This window comes from Chryseobacterium vrystaatense (assembly GCF_000737765.1).
Taxonomy (GTDB): domain Bacteria; phylum Bacteroidota; class Bacteroidia; order Flavobacteriales; family Weeksellaceae; genus Chryseobacterium; species Chryseobacterium vrystaatense.
Map to the genome: position 1 here is coordinate 440,995 of NZ_JPRI01000003.1, position 20,016 is coordinate 461,010.

Genomic DNA, 20,016 nt, shown 5'->3' on the forward strand with positions numbered 1-20,016 from the left:
TGAATGCTGTTTTGTATTTATTTCAGTTCCTGCAGCAGAAGCTGTAAAAGCTCATCTTCACTTTCTTCTGTTTTATTTTCAGCATTGTGATTTGAAGCTTGTTGAGTTAATTCTTCAAGGTGTTGACTCAGAAGATCCACGGTATTGAAATCGTAAATAAGACTTACAGATAATTTAATGTTCAGCAGTTCTTCCAAATCTGTCCGTATACCCAAGGAGTGAATAGAATCCAGCCCCAGTTCAAAAAGGGGTATAGAAGAATCTATCTCATCGATATCAATTTCCAGTTCCCCAGCTACCATCTCTCTTATAATTTCCCGTAGCGGCTTATCTATGCTGTGAGTCAGGTTTTGTCCACGACTATTCTCAGAAATACTGTTTTGATGATCAAGTGATGATAAAAGTTGATTGTGATTTAGCAATTGATAAAGCGGGGTAAAGCGTTTCCAATCGATATTCATAATCCCTGGAGTGGTGAGGGCGGATGTTGTAGCCAGTTCTAAAGCTTTGTCAACTGCAATCTTCATTGGGAGTGTCAAAATACCTGATGCTTGCAGTTCCTGTGCTTCGTATTCTTTCATCAGGCCCTTTTCGGAGAACCTTCCGAAACGAACTGAAAGGGTTCTTTTACCTGTCAGATTTCTATTGACAGCAAGTCCGTCGAGCAGTAAGTTGGCACTTGAATATCCGGCGACACCATCTCCTGACCAAAGTGAGGCAATGGAAGAGGTGTATAAGGTGAATCCTACATTAAAGGTTTCGAAGTGTTTATCTAATTGAATGGCACCCTCATATTTGGCGCTCCATTCCTGTTCCAGTTCTTCAGGATTGGCTTTGGTCACTTTGTTTCTTGTAACAGCTCCCGCAGCGTGAATAAGATTAATTTTGTCGATCTCTTGTTCTTTTAGCATCAAGGCAACAGCAGCCATATCTTCAGTGCAATCTATTTTTCCGGCTATGGCTGAAATTGAAATTCCATCTGATTTGCATTGCTCAACGTAGGTGCGGAAATCAAGCTGTGATGTGCTCAGGGTGAACTTGCCAATCTCGTTGTCTTCTGCCTGCAGCCAAGCGGGATTACGGGAAAGGAGATAGATTTTTTTACAGCCGAGCTTAACCAACTGTTCCGTAAATACACGACCCATTTGTCCCAATCCACCTGTAATTAGTACGGGATCAGTCCAGTCACCTTTTGGCTTTATGTTTTCAGGATACGATTCAATTTCGCGGGTAAGGACAGGAGTATAGAAAGTTTTATCCCTTAGCACTAGCTGATCGTATGTAATGAAGAGGTTTTTTATGTTTGAGTTTAAAAGAATAGTTGCTTCGTTAGTGGATGAGATATCAATAACTCCTTTCCATCTTTGTTTCGCTTCTATAGGCATTGTTCGTGCGAGCCCCCAAAGTGCAGAATGAAAAGAGTTAACTTGCTCTTCAGAATGAACAGCGATTCCATGAGTGGTACATAATCTAAAGCTCAGTTTTTTTTGTAAATTCAGCAGGAGATCTTTAAATAAGGTGAACACCACGGATAATCCTCGAATGTCTTCAATGGGTGGTGCAAAGAGCACTAATTCTAAGTGGTCTTCCTTGTGGCTTTTTATAAGTCCTTCAATATCTTTAAATACCGGTATGTTGTGATCCAAAATGGCCTCATATTCTTTTTCCAGTAACGTTATTTGTGGAGTTTCAGAGATTTCAGCTATATTTGAAAATGCCTGTTGAGCCTGTTGTGCATTTAAGAACACCCATATTTCTTTCGAAAGAGGCTCCTGATCGACGTTTATTTTTTGTTGACTTTTCTCTGAGATGGTCTCAATTTTTTCCCATTTCTCTACATAAACAATGTCACTTTCTTTTCCGGTTTCCAAAAACTGGCTCAAAATTTTACGGATCTCCATGGATGTAATTTCCATTACGGGATTACCTTGCGAATTACAAAAACTGAATTGAGCTTTCATAGAATTATGATCCGTATGTAATAGTATTCCTGAAGCATGAACAGGACCATGGAGTGGTTGATGAAAATTGATCTCATCGTAACGGGACGGGACAAAAGGCTCAGAAAACTGATTAAATATTTTTGCTGAAAATAAGGCATGCATACAAGCATCCAACAGTTCCGGAGAAGCCATTAAATCTGTAGCAGTTTCATCCTGTTTGACCACAGCTTTCATGCTGTGTTCATCAGATTTAAGCTGATTGACCAGACGGAATTCCGTGCCATATTCTATTCCCCAATGGTCCAGTTGGTCGTAAAATACCAGAGGATCGACAGGCGTTAAAGCCACCTCATCAATTCTTAATACTGATCCTTTACTTTCAGGCGGAACGTTTTCGTTACGGATTTTAAAGGTGCCTTTGATGTGTGCTGTCCATTCTTCATAACCTTTGCGGCTCTTAATTTCCCACGAACCATTGTCTGTAGATAGCCCTTCACCGGAATCATAAGTTAAGTCCAGCTGTACTTCTCTTTTTTCCTGCAATGAACTGAAGCTCATCGGTTGGAAAATCTGCACATTTTTTAGTGTGATCAGGTGGCTCTTTTTAAGATAAAACAAAGCCTCAATAATCATGGAAAGATAACCTGAGCCGGGGAAAATAAAGATTCCGTTAACTATATGATCTTTAATGAATATGTTGTGTTCAGGGCTGAATAATGAAATAAAACGTTTTCTGTTATCTTGTTCAGTATCCAACTGCTGATGTAAAATGGAAGCGATTGTATCATCTTTTCCTGCTCCTTCCAGGTTTCCGGAAGTACCCGGAGCTTTCCTGCTGTTGGTTTTATAGGATTCTGAGATATAGGTTGTCATGGCAAGTGGAGGTGGAGGAAGAGGAACTTTTTTTAAAAGTCTGCTCCCTAAAAGAAAGGTCCAGTTTATTTCAACACCTTTAGCATAGCTGTATAGTAGAAAACCAGATAATTGATCTGTGTCTGAAATGGAAACATAAGATTCATCATTGACTATGTTCATCATGATTTCCTGTGGTGAGGAATCTTCTTTTTTATCAAACCAGAATTCTTTATTAGTAGCTTTTTCCGATTGATCCCAATGATCATTCCCTGATCCGAATTTAATTTTGTCAAGCAAATGCATCCGTTTTGATTCATTTTCCAAAATAAAGAGCAATAGTGACTCTTCAATGGTTAATATTCCACTGAAAACAGCTCCCAGATAATCGCCTTCACCTGATGTTTTTAATAGTACATCAGTCTTTAGCGTGGAAATCATACTATCGGTCCATATGAACGCCTGAGAAAAGCGAAGGATCTTTTGTTCTGCTTCAGTTATGGGATTTGTTGCAAGATCATCGAGAGATTTGCCCAACAGTTTCGTCAGGATACGATCGGTCTTTGTGATAGAAGGGGCAAATAGTGCCGGTTTTTTCCAGTTTTGAAGATATTCCGGATTGAAATCAATAAAGTTGCCGATGTTTAAAACCGCCTGAATACTTTTCCTCTTTCCTTTGAGTAAAACTTTGTCAAAAACATTTTGAACCCCATTTTGATATTTTTCCAGCTCCAGAATGAATTCTCTAGTGGTTTTGAAATAAGCATAAATGGATACTTCAAACATTTCACGTCCATTCATGAACGTATTTGACAATGCAGCAATTGAGGTGTTTTCCTTTATATTAAATAGGATACAAGAAATATAGCGGTTTAAAGTAGTTTCATTTTGTGCGGAGATAAGCATAGGCCATTCTTTAACAGATGGGTCTGTGGGCTCATCTGCGTTTTGATGGGGAGCCTTACCCAGTATGGCATGAACATTTGCTCCGGTCATGCTAAAAGCACTGATGCCAATGTGTTTTTCACCACTTTCCCAAGCTCTGTTTTCTTTTACAGGGACTATGGGTTTTTCACTCCAATTAAAACCGGGATTCAGTTCTTCCAAATGAAGTCCAGCAGGAATAATATTATTTTTAAGGATCAACAGCGACTTGATTAATGAAGCGGCTCCCGCTGCCGGTTCAAGATGTCCTATATTAGATTTGACAGATCCTACAAAAAGTGGGTCCAATGATGATTTAGAGTTTCCGAATACCTGATAAAGACTTTCCAATTCTACCGGATCACCTAAATAGGTACCTGTGCCATGTGCTTCCACATAGCCGATAGCTTCGGGAGAAAGCGCTGCCTTCTGTAAGCAGGATTCTATGAGTTTTATCTGTGCTTTGCCATTGGGTGCGGTTAGTCCATTGCTGCGTCCGTCATGGTTGGTCGCTGTACTTTCGACGATACCGTAAATATAATCTCCGTCACGCTCAGCATCTTCCAGTCGTTTGAGCAGCACAACTCCCACACCTTCACCCCGGATATAACCGTCGGCATGTTTAGAGAAAGCCTGGCATTGAGCCGTTTTCGACAGTGCTCCCATCTGGGCCAATGCCACTAAAGCATGAGGTGAAAGAATACAGTTTACCCCTCCCGAAAGGGCATAATCACATTCTTCATTTTGAAGACTCTGACAGGCGAGGTGCAGGGTCATAAGAGAAGATGAGCAAATCGTATCAAGCTGAATGGCAGGGCCATTCAGTCCCAGTAAATAAGCAACTCTTCCTGCAGCAATTGCATTGACTGTTCCCAATGGATTAGAAGCTGTATAGCCTTTTACCCCATTCGGAGCAATATCGAAATCATAATAGTCACGGTAACTCAGGCCGAAGAATACTCCTGTTTTTTCTTTGATGGCATCAATTTTATATCCTGCATTTTGTATACTGTTCCAGGATGACTGAATGAGTAAACGCTGCTGCGGATCGATGTCAGCGGCTTCTTTTTCGGAGATGCCAAAGCTGGAAGGAGAGAAATCAAATACGTCGGAAATAAAACCGGCACGATCGACAAAGGTTTTTCCTTTCCCACCTTCTGCATCATAATAAAAGGAGTGGTCCCAACGGTCCGGAGGAATAGGGATTATTCCGTTTTTTTTATTCAATAGCGATTCCCAAAATTGATCAGGACCATTGGATTGTCCGGGGAATTTACAATCTAAACCAATGACAGCTATCTTATGTTTTTTGATGGTGTTCATATGCTATGTTTGAGATTATTGTTGTATATCGTCTTCTAACAGTCCTTTCAGAAAGTCATCGTCCACACCATTGTTTTTGAAATCAATCTGCGCTGAGGATTTGATTTCAAATTCACACAGATATAAAGCCAGTTCATGTACCGTTGAATAGCTCCAGATGATGGATGGCTCTACATGGATGGAATACCTGCTATTGATGTCGCTTACAAAGCGTATGGAAAGTGAAGAATCCAGACCATATTCTGAGAAAGAGGTGGAAGGGATGAACTGATTACGATCAATTCCAGCCTCTTTTTCAAGCCAGTTATAGATCCAGGTTTCAAGTTCAGACCCGTTTTTATTGTTTGATTTTTGACTGATGGAAGATGAATAACCGATGTCTGTTCCTGTATCACGAAATGTGACCTTTTCAGCAATATTTTGTTGCTCTGCTTTTTTTGAGGTATTTTGCGTTTCTATCTCTCGTAAGTCCCGGAAAGGAGAGCGGATAGAAGTTTCAGGAAGTACAGGTTGTGTATAAATGGTTTGGTGGTCTTTCAGAACGTGGTTGAATTGTGCTTCCAGCCGTTGCCTGGTAAGCAGGCTTGTATCAAATTCAAGAGTGTCAGCGATGATGGTTGTGATTTTTTTCTCTAGCCAGTTTTTTGCATGGGAGGAAATGTCGTCCTGACAAATCCATGCAATCAGTTGGCAGGTCAGCACCTCTCCAAAAGCGTAGCGGGCAAACTTCCTTTGCTGAATGTCAGACTCCGTTGTATTCTGTTCAAACTGCTCTTTGATAAGCTGTATTTTTTCCTTTTGAATGGTAGTGTTAATGGCTACATGCTGATAGGTTAAGAAATTTAAGGCTTCCATGATGTTTTCATCGGTACGCCCTCCCAGGTCAGCAATCAGTGATTCTGAAGGCCCTTCAAATATTCTTAATACACGCGTATCGCGGAAAAGTTGAGCAATACCGTTATGTTCCGAATATCCTCTGGCAGCAGTTAGCTGCATCAGAAAATCGACACCTTTCCAGGTCTCTTCTGTTGAAAATATTTTTCCGGCACTTACCAGCATATCGGGAATCAGCAGTCCTTCATCTTTCCACTGTACCAGTTTGGATTGATAGTTTTCAATGATTTCCAGAAGCCAAAGCTGCTCATTAATGTGTTTAAGAACTGTAGGCTGGTCGATGAGGTACCCTGAGTTGACTTTTCGGTTTTCAGCCCATTGTTTAGATCGGGATAAAACGGTTTTCAGGATACCAATGCACATGGAATTGATTCCGATACGGCCCATAGAAACGACATCATGCAGAACTTCTGCACCTTTGCCAATTTCACCCAGGACCTGTGAATCCGGAATACGCACATCGTTCAGGATAAAATGTCCCTGTACGGAACCGCGCATTCCCATGGTCATGCATTCTTCGATATGACTCATTCCCGGAGTTTCCTGTGGCACTAAAAAGGCAGATTGTCCCAGGTATTTACCATTCTCATCGTGAGTATGGGCGATGACAGTCAGATAACTTGCCCATGAAGAAGAGCCCACCCAGCATTTTTCTCCATTTAGAATCCATTGCCCGTTATATCTATGTGCAGAAGTTTTACCTGCATTAGGGTTGCTTCCTGCATCGGGCTCACTTAACGCAAAGCTGGCGGTTCCTTTGCCTGTTGCAAGTTCAGACACCACTTTTTCTCTGATTTCTTCTTTGGCAAACTTGGCGATCGGGTGCAGCCCCAGCAAGTTGTGGAGGCTCACAAATAATCCTAATGTAAGATCTGCAGAAGAAATAGTTTCGATTAAAATTCTGGCCTGGCTGAGATTACAGCCTAAACCACCAGCTTCCGGTGAGATCAGAAGCCCCATCAGTCCCATTCGGGAAAATTCAGTCATGATGTAGGGTGGGATAGAACGTCTTTCATCAATGGTATAGCTGTCAACTCTGGTTTGGAGAAACTGCCGCAATTCTTTGATGGTATTTTTGAATGCATGTTCCTGAAGAGAAGATGAGAAAGAAAAGGTTTCTTTTTTAGAGGCTGTTATACTTAGATGAGAGGTATGCAGGATATTTTCCCACTCGTTAAATTCTGTATTTCGTTTTGCCAACCGTCTTTGAATTTTGCCGCTAGTCGTCCGGGGAACGTGCATGGGTGCTACAAAAAGTATAGTATCTACCGCTATTCCGTGTTCCTGTAAAACGGCATTTCGTATGGCCTTCGTATACTCATCAAACTTAGGGGAAAGAACAGCGCTGCGGGTCAGTTCCTGTATCATGTAGCAGCATTCGTTTCCATCTTTATTCATTGCAAAAGCGGCAGCTCCATCAATTCTCAGATCGGGGTGCGAATAGCAAGATGTGCGTTCAATGTCCTGAGGGTAATAGTTTAGGCCTCTTATAATAATGAGGTCCTTGATTCTGCCGACAATGTAAATCTGTCCGTCCTCATCTTTAAATGCTAAATCACCTGTTCGTAAATAGACCATATTATTGGAACGGGAATGGAAATAACTTTCGGAAGTGGCTGATTTGTTTTCATAATAACCATTCGTTACAGAAGGTCCTGAGTACCATAATTCTCCGATGGAGTAGGGCTCCAGTATGTTGAGCTCTGAAATGGAATCAGGTAATTCTTTTTCAGGATCGGAAAGTGCAATAATATCAATGCCATGGCTGTCGATCACTTGCCCATTGCCTACCAAATAAACATTTTCTTCATTTTCTTCGAAATCCCTACCTGTATCAAGGAAGCCGCTTTCCTGAACAATAACGGTGTTTTTCTTTAATGCTTCTTTATCAACTTTTAGCCATTTTACTTTTTCTCCTTCTTTATTTAAAGCAACAGTCAAAGTGGCTTCTGCCAAACCATAACCGGGAGAAATGACGTGATCATTGGCCCCAAAGAGAGAAATGGCATTTTGAAAATCACAAATCGTCTTAAAGCGAATAGGTTCAGCACCTGAAGCACACATTTTCAGAGTTTCCAGTGAAATGTCTGTTTTTTTATTGGTGTTTTTAAGCTCATGGTAAAGCTGTACCAATTTATCAGCAACCATCTGATAGGCAAAATTGGGACCTCCCGTGTGTGTACCTTTCCATTTACTTAAAGCATATACCCAGTTCAGGGGTCTGCTCATGAAATCTTCAGGTTTCATCAAATAGAGCGAGTTCCCATTATAAATGGTCTGAACAATAAATAATATAAGTCCCATGTCATGATAGAAAGGAAGCCAGCTCACAAAGACACTGTCAGGAGTGGCATTCATATTCTTTTTAGATCCTTTAGAATTTTTTATCAGAGAATCCTGTGTTACAACAACCCCTTTAGGGTTTCCTGTTGAACCGGAAGTATATTGTAAAAATGCGGTAGGATGAATATCAGGCTGATCAGTAAAATGGCTTATAAGATTTTCTGAACTGATAATTTCCACGTTGAGGAGTGGTATTTTGCTAAGCAGTTCAGATTTACCTAAAGACTGGACCAGCCTCGAAGCACTTTTTTTACCAGTAATAATTACATTTGGAAGACATTCTCGGGCGATATTTTCCCATTTGTCCAAAGGTTTCGATCGTCCTGGTATATTGAGCGGAACAGGAATCGCTCCAATCCATTGGCAGGCTAAAAAAGCAATAATAAACTCTATACCCTGATTAAAGATCAACAGGCACCGGTCACCTTTTTTTAATTCTTCGTTTTTTAAATTCTGCGCATATTCCTTTACCTGGAATAAAACCTCCGAATAGGTAAGCGGGTTTTCATTAAGATCAATATCTACATCGCTGAATAATGTTTTGCTGGGATATTGCAGGCTTCTGTTAGTCAGAAAATCGATCAGACATGTAGGGTCGTCTGTAGATAATCGATGATCTGACGGATGAGGCATAACTTGAACATCATTTTTCTCCATGTTAGTTTTATTTGTTTAGTGGTGGTTATTTTTATTGACAAAAAGTATAGGCAGATTCATCTACCGTTTTTGTCAGCTTTTGATATTCTTTGGCTTTACCGGGCCAATTATTGATGATAACATCTCCGTCCTTGTACCAGCTTTCTTTTACCTGAACCCAGGCGGTCTTTTTCATTCTCTTGTTGACCTGAAGGGTAAATTTCTTTTGAAAGTCCGGTTTTACATCCATTGATTTTAATCTGTTTCTTGAAAGATGAGTTAGGCATTCGGTAATATAATGGGCCTGACTTTCTATCATGAGCAGGACTGAACTATGGGCCAGATTCGTGTTGGGACCAAACATCATAAAGAAATTCGGGAAACCTGCCGTGGTCATCCCAAGATAGGTTTCAGTTGACTGCTTCCATGCATTTTTTATAGAAATCCCATTTAATCCACAGATATCCAGATCTTTCAAAAATGGATTGCTTTCAAAACCTGTTGCATAAATGACTACATCCAGCAGAATTTTATTTCCTGAACGTGTAATGATACCGTCCTCTGCAAAATGAGAGATTCCTTCCATATTTACTTCTGCATTTTCTTTTGCCAGAGCGGGATAATATTCATCGGACAAAAGGACACGGACTGCTCCCATTGGGTAATCGGGCGTCAGTTTTTTCAGAAGTTCCGGATCTTTGATGGTCTTTTTAAGATGGCTCATGCTGACACTCTGCCAAAACTTTTTCCAGAATTTATTCTGTCCCATCAGATGGTAAAACACACCATTGAAGGCATTATTTGAATGACGGGACCAATAGAGCATAAAGGGATATTTTCTATGCAAATGCCTGTCTTTATCGTTGTATAGGGTGTTTTTCTTTGGCAATAACCATTTTGCACTCCGCTGAAAAACAGTCAGAAATTCTACCTGCGAAACAATCTTGGGAATAAACTGGATGGCGCTGGCTGCATTTCCAATGACGCCTACGTGTTTTCCTTTTAAATCAATATTATGATTCCATTTTGCGGAATGCCATATATTTCCTTTGAAAACTTCTTTGCCTTTAAAGGTTGGAATTTTCGGATGGTGTAACTGACCGACTGCCATGATTAAAGATCTGGCAGTAAAAGTGTCTCCCTGTTTGGTTTTCACTTCCCAATAGCCTTCCTTTTCAATAAACAGAGAAGACAGAAATTCTTTTTCGTACAGAATATAGTCTTTTAATCCATTCTTTTCTACATTAAATCTCAGGTATTCGAGGATTTGAGGCTGATCCGACCATTTTTTCTTCCAGCCGGGAAAGGGTTCAAAAGAATAACTGTACAGAGCAGAGGGTACATCACATTGAGCACCAGGGTAGGTATTATCCCTCCATGTTCCTCCAATATCTTCTTCCTTTTCCAGGATAACAAAAGAATGAATCCCCCGCTTTTTTAGGCTTATAGCCATGGAAATTCCGGAGAATCCTGATCCTACAATTAATGCCTGGTAAACTTTGTGATTGGTGGTCATTTTTTACTCGGTTTTGGGGTTGACGACCAATTGCTTTAAGCGGTCTTTCTCGTAAAATACCAGAATAAAATTCATGATAGATACAATCATTCCCGAAGCGAAAAATCCCGGATGTGCAGGTGGCAGATCATGAACAATATGAATTAAAAAAATATTGACAGCAAAGGGTAGATAGAACAGCAAGCCGATCCACCAGTATCTTTTGGTTAAAAGAAGAATACCTGCAAACAATTGTGCTAAACGGACAAAAACGCCCAAATAGCTCATCATGATGGCATCGTGCAGCTGATGAAAGGTTTTTCCGAACAGCATAATCCCTTCGCTTTGTGCATTATAGCCTTCTGTGATCATGGCATAGGTTCCTATCGCACCGAAAAGTAAAAGGATAACAGCAAAAACATACCTTAACAGGGTCATGGTTTTTCTCATAATATTTGATTTTTTTGAATACGAAATTTTAAAATGACGAATAGTAGGGTATGAGCATCTGAGTTAACCCGCATACGCATACCATTACAATGTTCTAGTTCAATTTCAGGATATGAGACATCCCTGTAGTGGTGACCGTTTTGCTCTTGCTTAAATTGCTTAAGTTGATTTTATTGATGTAATTGCTGGTTTTATTGGCAAATGGAACGTAGGCAAAACCATTTGCAAAATAACATCTCGCTGCTTTTCCGCCAATGGTATAATCATCGTCTACTTTCGTTGCCGTTTTAGTATTTAAGTCAAAACTCCACCAACGGAAGATGGCATCTGTATTGTAAGAATAGGGATTGGCAGGATCAAGTTTTGCAGGATCCATTACAGTGGCCAGGAATTTACCGTTTCCGTAATATTCAAAATTGGTAACCGGGTTTCCGTTTCCTTGTGATGCTGCTTCTAAATTAAAATAATAGTCCTGATCGAAAGTGGTTGCTCCATTTTTTATTCGTAACATACATGCAGGCTTTCCTATGACAGATCTGGCTCCGCCAAATACATTGTGGCACAATACATAAATATCTCCGTTTTCTGTTTTATTCATGTAGTAAACACCACCTCCGGTATTCCAGGCACCTGTAAAGGAACCTCGGGTATCGGAAATAATTTTAACCAAAGCATCGGAATTGGTACTGGATGAATTATTAACTTTGGTGAGGTCTATTACCAGTATATCACACGTAGCGGTAGCTGGAGTAAATGTGTTAAAATCATTCATGTAATACAATGCCGCATACATGTAATTTCCATTGATAATAATCTCGGTAACTCCGTCCGCCTGAATTTTCGCTCCTGCAGTCGGGAAATTGGTTACCTGTCCAACCCTTGACATTGATGTCCAATCGATAACACCGGTTTTTGTCATAGTAGTAGGATTAAAAATAACAATCTTTCCTGACCCTCCTATATAGGCAGTATTTTCATCTTTGAAAGCAATATTTCCCTGAAATCCAAGTTCAGGAACTGCAATAGATCCTTTTTTCTCTCCGGTATTTCCGTTTGACAGGGTCCATCTTGTGATTGATTTGTTTTGATAATCATTTACATAGATCGATTTTTTGAACTCATAAACTCCTCCGGAATGAGAGGCCGATATTTCATGTGCCTTTGCATTGTCCAGTATTCCTGTAAAATCCGGAGATTCTATTTTCTGCATGTAAGCAGAGAAAGAGGTTCCATTGGAATTTTGAGGCCTGGTAATTAGTGCAAAACTGGCCGACTCATTAGTATTGGGCTGATCTCCTGTTTCATCGTCTTTATCATTACATGACACGGTGGCCAGAAGCATAAAAAGTAAAGCAGTTAGTTTGTTTTTCATTTTTTTTGATTTTTTTTATGATTTTTGTTTAGTTAAGCAGGTACGTGATTTTTGCATAAACACTCCGCCCCGGTTTTTGCACAGAGAAATTATCGTACACCTTGGCATTGGTGAGATTTTTACAGTCAACCGCAAAACTCCATTTCTCATTTTTAGAATGAACTGAGGCTGAAATATCATTAACAAATTGCGATGGAATGGTTGTCTTGGAAGATTTGATTCCGTTAATAGCCCAGGTAAGAAAATAATCATGGACATAGGATCCTGTATATAAAAATCTGAAATAGTAATTTCGCTTATTTCCGGGGTCCAGTGTATAGGAAACCTGGGCATTACCGAATAAATATGGAGTATTTGGAATTCTTGCTCCGATATACTGATCATTGAAAACTCCCGAATCATCCACTCCCCTTAACCTGGTATCCAGATAGGTTGCATTCAGATTAAAGCCAACCTTATTGTTAAGTTTGTATTCCATAAACCATTCACCACCAATCGTAGAAGTTTTTAATAAATTGGTGTAAGCTGCCAGCGCATTAGAAAACGAGGTGAGAAGGATACGGTCTTTAGAGTTTCTGTAAAAACCTCCGATCCCTGTGAATATTGTTCCACCTGCTGATGTATACAGTACCTTGAAGTTAACGTTATGACTTTTGGCTGATTTTAGATTCGGATTTGGACTGATGGTTATATAATCTCCAAAAATCTCTTTGCTGTCGGGTTGGCGAACAGTATATTCATAACCGGGAAGAATGGAAACTTTTGGAGTAATCATCCATTTGAATACCTGGCCAAAGCCTATATCAGAAGAAGAGGAAGAGTTAATCTTATCAAATTCATTGTTAATCTTAAAATTAACGCCCCGCACTTTGTTGTAATAGTGTTTGAAAGAAGTATTGGAAATTAAGCGCCCCTGTAAAAATTTGGATTCAAGAGATGTACCGAAAAAGTTGTTGAAAAGTGTTTGGGGTGTTTTGAAAGGATCTTCTTTGTAAGTAGCTGTACCAGCTTTGTCTTCTCCAGTTAATTCCATTTTTGTCGTGAGTAGGTTCACATTGATTTTATAATGATCTCCTATTCTGAAAAAGGCATTTTCTCTTGCATAGAGTACATTCTGATTAATTTTGGGTGTACGTCCCTCACTGTATAAGCCGCTTTCTCCCTTATTCTGCCCTTCAACATAACTGCCATCCCAGAAATAAACGCGTGAAGAAATATCTTCAAAATAGGTCTGTTCAAAATTATATCCGGCGGTTACATCAATTTGCCACCTGTTTTTTTGTGCACTTGATTTTTTCCAGTTGAAAGCAGCGCCTCCCGTATATTCTTTTGAAAAAGGTTCTCCCCAGGGTCTTAAAGCGGTAATCCCATGCTGCCATTCCTTATAAGTACGGGTGAAAGAAGAAATGAATTTTAGGTTATCAGCCCAACTTAGGTCTTTAAACCCTACCTGTACTTTAGCTAATGCAAAGTCATATTGATCATTAAATCTTCGTGCGCGACCTTTTTTCATATTATATAAATCATCAACGACAACATCTACATCATCCATCCAGTAATCATTATCAGAATGACGGTATACCGCATCAAAACCTGCATAGAATTTTTTGTTTTTGAAAGGATGTCTGGAGGTACTGAGTGTAGCTTCATGGGAATTCCAGGAACCATAGGTATAACCCAATCCCAAAAAATCTTTTTCACTTTGCCTTGTAACAATATTGATAACCCCTCCTAAAGCGTCAGAGCCAAACTGTACAGGAATCAGCCCTTTATAAATTTCAACACGGTCAATCATATTAGCCGTAAGATTTTGTAATTCAAAACCACGACCTAAAAGATAAACAGGAATTTCATCCAGAAAGACCCGTACATCCTTACCATCAATGCCATTAAGAATGATATTCAGGTCGCTTCCCATACCGCCTTGCTGCTGAATACGCAAACCGGATGCTAAGTTTAAGGCTTCCACGACTGTTTTTGATGTTGTTTTGAATTCTGTAAAATCAATAACTTCAGGAGTATAGAGTGATTCCCGGATTTTTTGCGACGCAGTAAGTTTTGTTCCTTCTATAATCACTTCTTCAAGCTCGTAAGCTGATTTCATAAGGGTCACATCCAAAGTCTCCTGTTCTCCGCTTATCTGAATTTTGAAGTCTTTTTTTCTAAATAACGAATTTTCTATAGAAATCATATAACTCCCTTTTTTTTCGTAAATAGTTGCCTGGCCGTTTCGATCGGTCGTCTGTTGTGAATGTGATCCATTTCCTTCAACAGTGATTTTTGATCCTGGAATCGCTTCCCTGAATTCATTTTTAACACTTATAATTAGTTGAGCATTAGTATAAATACCTGAAAAGGCAGATAGAAAAAAAACAGCTATAAAAGTATTATAGTTTAAACGCTCAAAAATTAGTCTCATGTGTTATTTATAATTAGTCCAAATATAAATAATTATTTTATATATGATTGAAAAACAAACATGATTTATGTTTTTTTAGATAATGACGTTGTTGATATGCATTTATTTTTGTTGAAAACAATATTTAATTTATTGTTTGTGAGTTAGTTATGTTTTTTAAATAAGTCCTTAAAAGATAAGTCTGCTTCCTGTTATGATTGTTTAAATCTGAGATATGCGAAATACAGGGCGTAGGTTTTTGAAAGTGGAATTCCAATATTATAGAAGAAGTAGTTGTATCACTAAGCGATGGCACAAACTATAAGTAGATGTATACACTAGCGTTTGGGTGGAAATGTATGTGTTTCGGGTTGTGAAGACTGGAAAAAATAATGGAAAGGGATTTGGTATTTCTTGATACAGAAAATGAATCTCCTATATACACTGAGGTTTTCTATGATAAAGTTTGGTCTCCATCAAAGATAAAGTATCTCTGAAAGAATAAAATGATATAAATAAAAAAGATGAAACAAAAAATGTCTCATCTTTCAATACTTATGGTAAGCTGATCTTTTTACCCTGTTCAGGAAAAATGTAGCGGACTTTAAGAGGATTGTTTTTCAGTAATTCCCTTTTTATCATCTCGGGGTTATCTTTCGTAGGCTTTCTGTGGGTAACCACAATGTTGAGGTTTTCCAGATTGCTTTTTCCTGTTTTTTCTTTCAGCTTTTCCAATTCTTCCAGCAGGAGATTAGGAGTGAGATGACCAAACAGGAGATTTTCCGGCTGGCTGTTTGGGAAAGAAACTTCGATCAATATGGTATTTAACTGCCCTTTTTTAATAAGAGGTGCAATGCGGTCCCACAGCGTATTGAGACGGTCGGATTTTTCGATTCGGTCTGCGCCGGTATCTCCTAAGTAGAGTAGATAATGATCATCTTTTCGGACAAGTACAGCACTGCTTTTATAAGGATTTACATGACTAAGCTCGTATCCCGTTAAGAAGAAAGATGTATTGGGTGCAGGGATTTCTTTTCCTTCATTAAGTTCATTATAATGGTATTTTCCGAGCATAGGTTTTTGGCCCTGATCGGCGAAATTAATCCAGGTATCTGTAATGAAATAGTGGTTTTGCAGAATTTGAAGCACGGGTTCTATAGCGAAAATATCCTTTTTAGAGTCAGCCGGAGAATTGATAATAAGCCCGGAAACATGGTCCAGGTGACCGTGTGAAATAAAATACCCTTTGATCTGATCCTTTAAAATAGTTTCTTCTGTTCCTTCAAGACTTTTCAGTTGAATAGCTTTCCGTATTCCGGTGTTGATCGTGCCTGCATCAAGACAGATAAAGGTATTGTCTTTTGGTGCTCCCACTAAATAGGCTGATAAGTTATCTTCCTGCTCTCCGCCATAGATGCCTAACGGGATAACATCAAAATTCTGTGCCTGACAGACTATATTCACAAAGATAGCAAGTAAGGAAAGTGCTGTTTTTTTCATTATTTTTTAGCTAAAAATTGATCCTTTGCGGTAGGATAAGGCAAATTTACAATATTTTTTGACGACGAAATCTCTTTGTTTGTATGCCTCACAATGGTTCTGTGCGAATCAGGTATCAAAGTGTTTGGTATTGTTGAACGGAGAGTTTGTGTCAGAAAACAGGTTTCTCATTTTATTCGGAATTTTGGGCTGAAATCCGCTTTAACCTGTGTAGTTCAGTTAGTGCAGGCCTATTGAAAGCATCCGCTAAAAATGCATTATGGGTTTCCGTAATATTTTGTAATATAGATTGTTATGTTTTTGTGTGATCGGATCGTAGAACTACTACAATTTATTAAATAATCACTAATTCATTTGGCTGTGAATTTAAGAGGTGATATCTTTCCTAGTGAAAATCATGAAATAATCTAATAAAAAAATATGAAAACCGACCTGCTGAAAATGGGCAGTTAAGCACTTAAAGAAAAGGAACTTCTTTCATAAGAAATTCCAACCGAGCCGATATCAGATCAATTCTATAGTAATTTTGCCCTGGAGACCGCTGCAATTACTGATTGTCCTCTGAACTGAATGGTCTCACCTCCAGAAGGTGGAAATCCAGATTAAATCACAAAACTGAAAATAATTATGTCATGTTTAAAGAGCAGCAGGATCTTCCCAAGCCGGGATTAGATTCAAACAAGACAGATTTTGTAAGCAAAATCCAGAAACAAGTCAAGATCCCCGAAACCCAAAAAATAGTTTCGCAGGTGAAGAATGTGGTCAGTACAGGACAGCAATTCCTCAATCAACCCTTAATCCCAAATGAACCAACGGTCATTCAGGAAAAAATCTGGGCAAAACAGCCCACTTCCAAAATATTTAATGCAGAAGGAATTCCGGAAAATGCACTGGCAGGAATCAACAGGGTAGTACGACTGGATATTCATGTGGAAGGAAAATCCATCAAATACTTCAAGCACTTTAAGCTATCGCAAAGTGCTGTCAAACATCATACGTTTGATCTTATCCTTGCCCACGATACGCTGGGAAATGCAGAAAATCATAATCTTGAGGAAGCGCAGAATTTTCTGGGGAAAAGAATTACGGTAGTCTTCAGGTACAAAGATGTGGAAGAGAGCCCGGAACGAAATTTTGTAGGCGTTATTACGGAAGTAGGTTTCAGTCAGGAAAAAGGAAGTTTGGGTGATCTCGTATTATCAGGCTTCAGTCCTACTGTACTGCTGGATGCTGCTCCTCATATTCAGAGTTTTGGCGGTGCACAGCCTATGAGCCTCAACAGTATTGCCACCGAAGTCATTAAAGAAGGACTGGGACAGGGGAAATACGATTTCAGAGCAGATGCCCGTCATGGAAATGTACCCTACAGTTCGCAATACGAAGAAACCCATTATAATTATCTTGCCAGAATCGCTGAAGCTTATGGCGAACAATTCTTTTATGATGGAGAAGTGCTTCATTTCGGACAGCTTCCGCCACAGGAAAAACCAGTGGTGCTTACCTATGGCAGTAATTTGACTGATGTGAAAATTAAAATGAAGGCACAGCATGTCAATCCCTCTTTTTATGGCTACAACAGCAGCAAAAATGAAAAATTTAAAGGAGGGAATACCAAAATTAATCATACATCTGATATCGCCAAACGTGCGTATGAGATTTCAGAAAGAACTTTTCAGACCCCTTCGTTACGGGTAGCACCCATCAAAGCGTCATCTTTTATGGATATTGATGCCTCCCAAAAAGGAACAGCAGGAAGTAAAGCTGCGGAGGTCTTTATCACTTCCGGAAATACAACCGTACCATTTCTTTACCCTGGATGTATCGCAGATATTGAAATGCGTAAGACAGACAGTAATGACACTTCCTATTTTACAAAGCTGATGCTGATTGAAGTAACCCATGAGGTGGATGCGCGGGGATATTACGAAGGTTCTTTTCAGGCGATTGCTTCTGATACGGGATTTATTCCAAGACCGGAATTTGTCGTTCCGGCAGCAGAACCACAGTTTGGAAAAGTAATATCCAATACCGATCCCCTTAATCAGGGACGTGTGCAGGTTCAGTTCGACTGGCAAAGCGGTAAGGATACGACAGAGTTTATCCGTGTGATGTCACCTGATGCCGGAAGCAGTGATAAGGTAGGTAAAAACCGGGGATTCATGTCGATTCCTGAAGTTGGAGATCAGGTCATTGTCAATTTCGTCCATCTTCATCCGGACCGTCCTTTTGTGATGGGAGGAATGTACCACGGAGCAATTGGATCTGGCGGTGGAACCGGAAATAATATCATGAGTTTTAGCGGCAGAAGCGGTGCCGAGTTGAAATATGACAATGGAGCAGGCTCAATGAATCTGAAGGATCAGGGCGGAGCCAATATGAATTTTGACGGAACCGGAAATGCGACCACGAATGCCAATACCAATCATACCGTCAATGCAGGAAGTACCAATGTGATCAACGTTGGCGGCAAGAAAGACGCACCTCCGCAATCACTGTTGAAAATGGATGCCGGAGGAAATATAACATTGGATGGAAAGACCAGCATTACCTTTCAGGTAGGCGGCAATAAAATTGTGATCGATAAAAAAGGAATAACAGGAACCGTTGCAGAAGGCAACATCAGTTTTGATGCTACCGCGGGAACATTTACGATCCACAGCAAAGGAATAATGGATATCAAGACTGATGAAGATCTCACAATCGACAGTAAATCGTCTAAAATAAACTCCAGCGGACCAACAAATATTACAGGAGCAGATGTTGAAATTAATAAAGGGTAACAATGGAATTTGATATTCAGGATATTGGGAAGAAAAGAACCTATACTTTTCTAAGAGAGGAACGCTATCAGTTTCAGGGATTGCGGAATGAGAACCATGTGGAGATGGGAATGGAGGTAGATCTGCTTTCTGTTAGTAAAGGCGTGCCTACCTTTAAGATCAGCATGCTTCGGTACAAACAAAGCAATTCTGAAGGGATGTACCGATGGGTTGGGGATATTCATGAAATCAGAAAAGAACTGATTTTTACCCTTGATGAAAATGGGAGATTAGGAACGGTATTAAATATAGAAGATATAAAAAAGAAGTGGGAAAAGATGAAGCCCCAGTTGATAAAAAGTCATCAAACGGAAGAGCATAAAGCCATTTTTATGAATGGTATTTCTGAACTTTTGGAAGACCCGGAACAGTTTTCTGCTGCTCTGAGGTTTGCACAGCCCTATCTTCTTTTATTTCCGGGAATCCATCATAAAGAACTGAAGAAAGGCGAAACTTTTAAAGGCTACCGTGAACTGCCCAACTTTCTGGCAGCGAAAAATGTACCCATTATTACAGAAGAAACTTTAACAGAACTTGAAGATGGAACCTATCAGATAGAAGTTTCAGGATCTATTGATGAAGATCAATTTGAGCAGGATAAAGTGACGGCAATGATCAGAATTCTGAAAAACCGTCCGCGGGTACCCACACAACTCCAGCTAGGGTATATCGAGAGATATCGGCTGGATCAGTGGCCGTGGTCGGAACAGAGTATGTGCATGAGCATTGCTGAAATACCGGGCACACTGTACCGTGAAGAAAGAAATATCCTTAAAGCAATATGATTTTTAGAATCGAAGATATTGTCTTTCAGAATGACCGGTACTATCTCCTTTTTACCGAAATGGAGGCTGAAAAGATGGCCGATATGACCTGTCTGGACATTTACGCGGATCATGTCAAGATCAAACAGCTAAGCAGCTGCAGCCTGTCAGAAATCCTGAAGATTCCCGGCCATGTGGTTCTGGAAACGAAGGAAAATCTAAGTGAACTGGAGCGGATCTTTCGGAAATCAAAAGTAGTGGAGATCTGCACCTGCATTAAGAACGTTAATCATAAATAAAGTG

Annotated in this window: 10 protein-coding genes; 3 read left to right on the plus strand and 7 right to left on the minus strand. The window is 39.7% G+C overall.

Annotation, left to right across the window (positions count from 1 at the left end; genetic code table 11):
• Positions 1-17: 17 nt before the first annotated feature.
• The 7 genes from IW16_RS25690 to IW16_RS11270 form a co-directional block, all read right to left on the minus strand.
• Positions 18-5,042, minus strand: coding sequence for a beta-ketoacyl synthase N-terminal-like domain-containing protein (locus tag IW16_RS25690; RefSeq protein WP_051890127.1), 5,025 nt, complete (start codon positions 5,040-5,042; stop codon positions 18-20).
• 15 nt (positions 5,043-5,057) lie between these two features.
• Positions 5,058-8,936: an AMP-binding protein gene (locus tag IW16_RS25695; protein ID WP_051890129.1), complete on the minus strand. Its 3,879-nt coding sequence runs from the start codon at positions 8,934-8,936 to the stop codon at positions 5,058-5,060.
• Positions 8,937-8,967: 31 nt separating this feature from the next.
• Positions 8,968-10,431: a flavin-containing monooxygenase gene (locus tag IW16_RS11250; protein ID WP_034743852.1), complete on the minus strand. Its 1,464-nt coding sequence runs from the start codon at positions 10,429-10,431 to the stop codon at positions 8,968-8,970.
• Positions 10,432-10,434: 3 nt separating this feature from the next.
• Positions 10,435-10,860, minus strand: a complete 426-nt coding sequence (locus IW16_RS11255) for a hypothetical protein (RefSeq protein WP_034743855.1) — start codon at positions 10,858-10,860, stop codon at positions 10,435-10,437.
• A 94-nt stretch (positions 10,861-10,954) separates the two neighbouring features.
• Entirely contained in the window at positions 10,955-12,232 is a 1,278-nt protein-coding gene (locus IW16_RS11260; RefSeq protein WP_084694534.1) for a DUF4374 domain-containing protein, read from the minus strand.
• Between the two features lie 28 nt (positions 12,233-12,260).
• Positions 12,261-14,651 (minus strand): TonB-dependent receptor plug domain-containing protein, encoded by a 2,391-nt coding sequence (locus tag IW16_RS11265; RefSeq protein WP_034743859.1) that lies wholly within the window; start codon positions 14,649-14,651, stop codon positions 12,261-12,263.
• A 534-nt stretch (positions 14,652-15,185) separates the two neighbouring features.
• Complete coding sequence (locus tag IW16_RS11270; protein ID WP_034743862.1) at positions 15,186-16,130, minus strand: MBL fold metallo-hydrolase; 945 nt, start codon at positions 16,128-16,130, stop codon at positions 15,186-15,188.
• 632 nt (positions 16,131-16,762) lie between these two features.
• Between IW16_RS11270 and IW16_RS11275 the strand changes: the two genes are divergently transcribed.
• Genes IW16_RS11275 through IW16_RS11285 form a run of 3 tightly spaced genes read left to right on the plus strand, consistent with a single transcriptional unit; the run spans position 16,763 to position 20,012 of the window.
• Positions 16,763-18,910 (plus strand): type VI secretion system Vgr family protein, encoded by a 2,148-nt coding sequence (locus IW16_RS11275; RefSeq protein ID WP_051890157.1) that lies wholly within the window; start codon positions 16,763-16,765, stop codon positions 18,908-18,910.
• A gap of 2 nt (positions 18,911-18,912) precedes the next feature.
• Entirely contained in the window at positions 18,913-19,734 is an 822-nt protein-coding gene (locus tag IW16_RS11280) for a hypothetical protein (protein WP_034743865.1), read from the plus strand.
• On the plus strand, positions 19,731-20,012 hold the full coding sequence (locus IW16_RS11285) for a hypothetical protein (protein WP_034743869.1): 282 nt from the start codon (positions 19,731-19,733) through the stop codon (positions 20,010-20,012). The genes IW16_RS11280 and IW16_RS11285 overlap by 4 nt, the downstream gene beginning before the upstream one ends.
• The last annotated feature ends 4 nt before the right edge of the window (positions 20,013-20,016 follow it).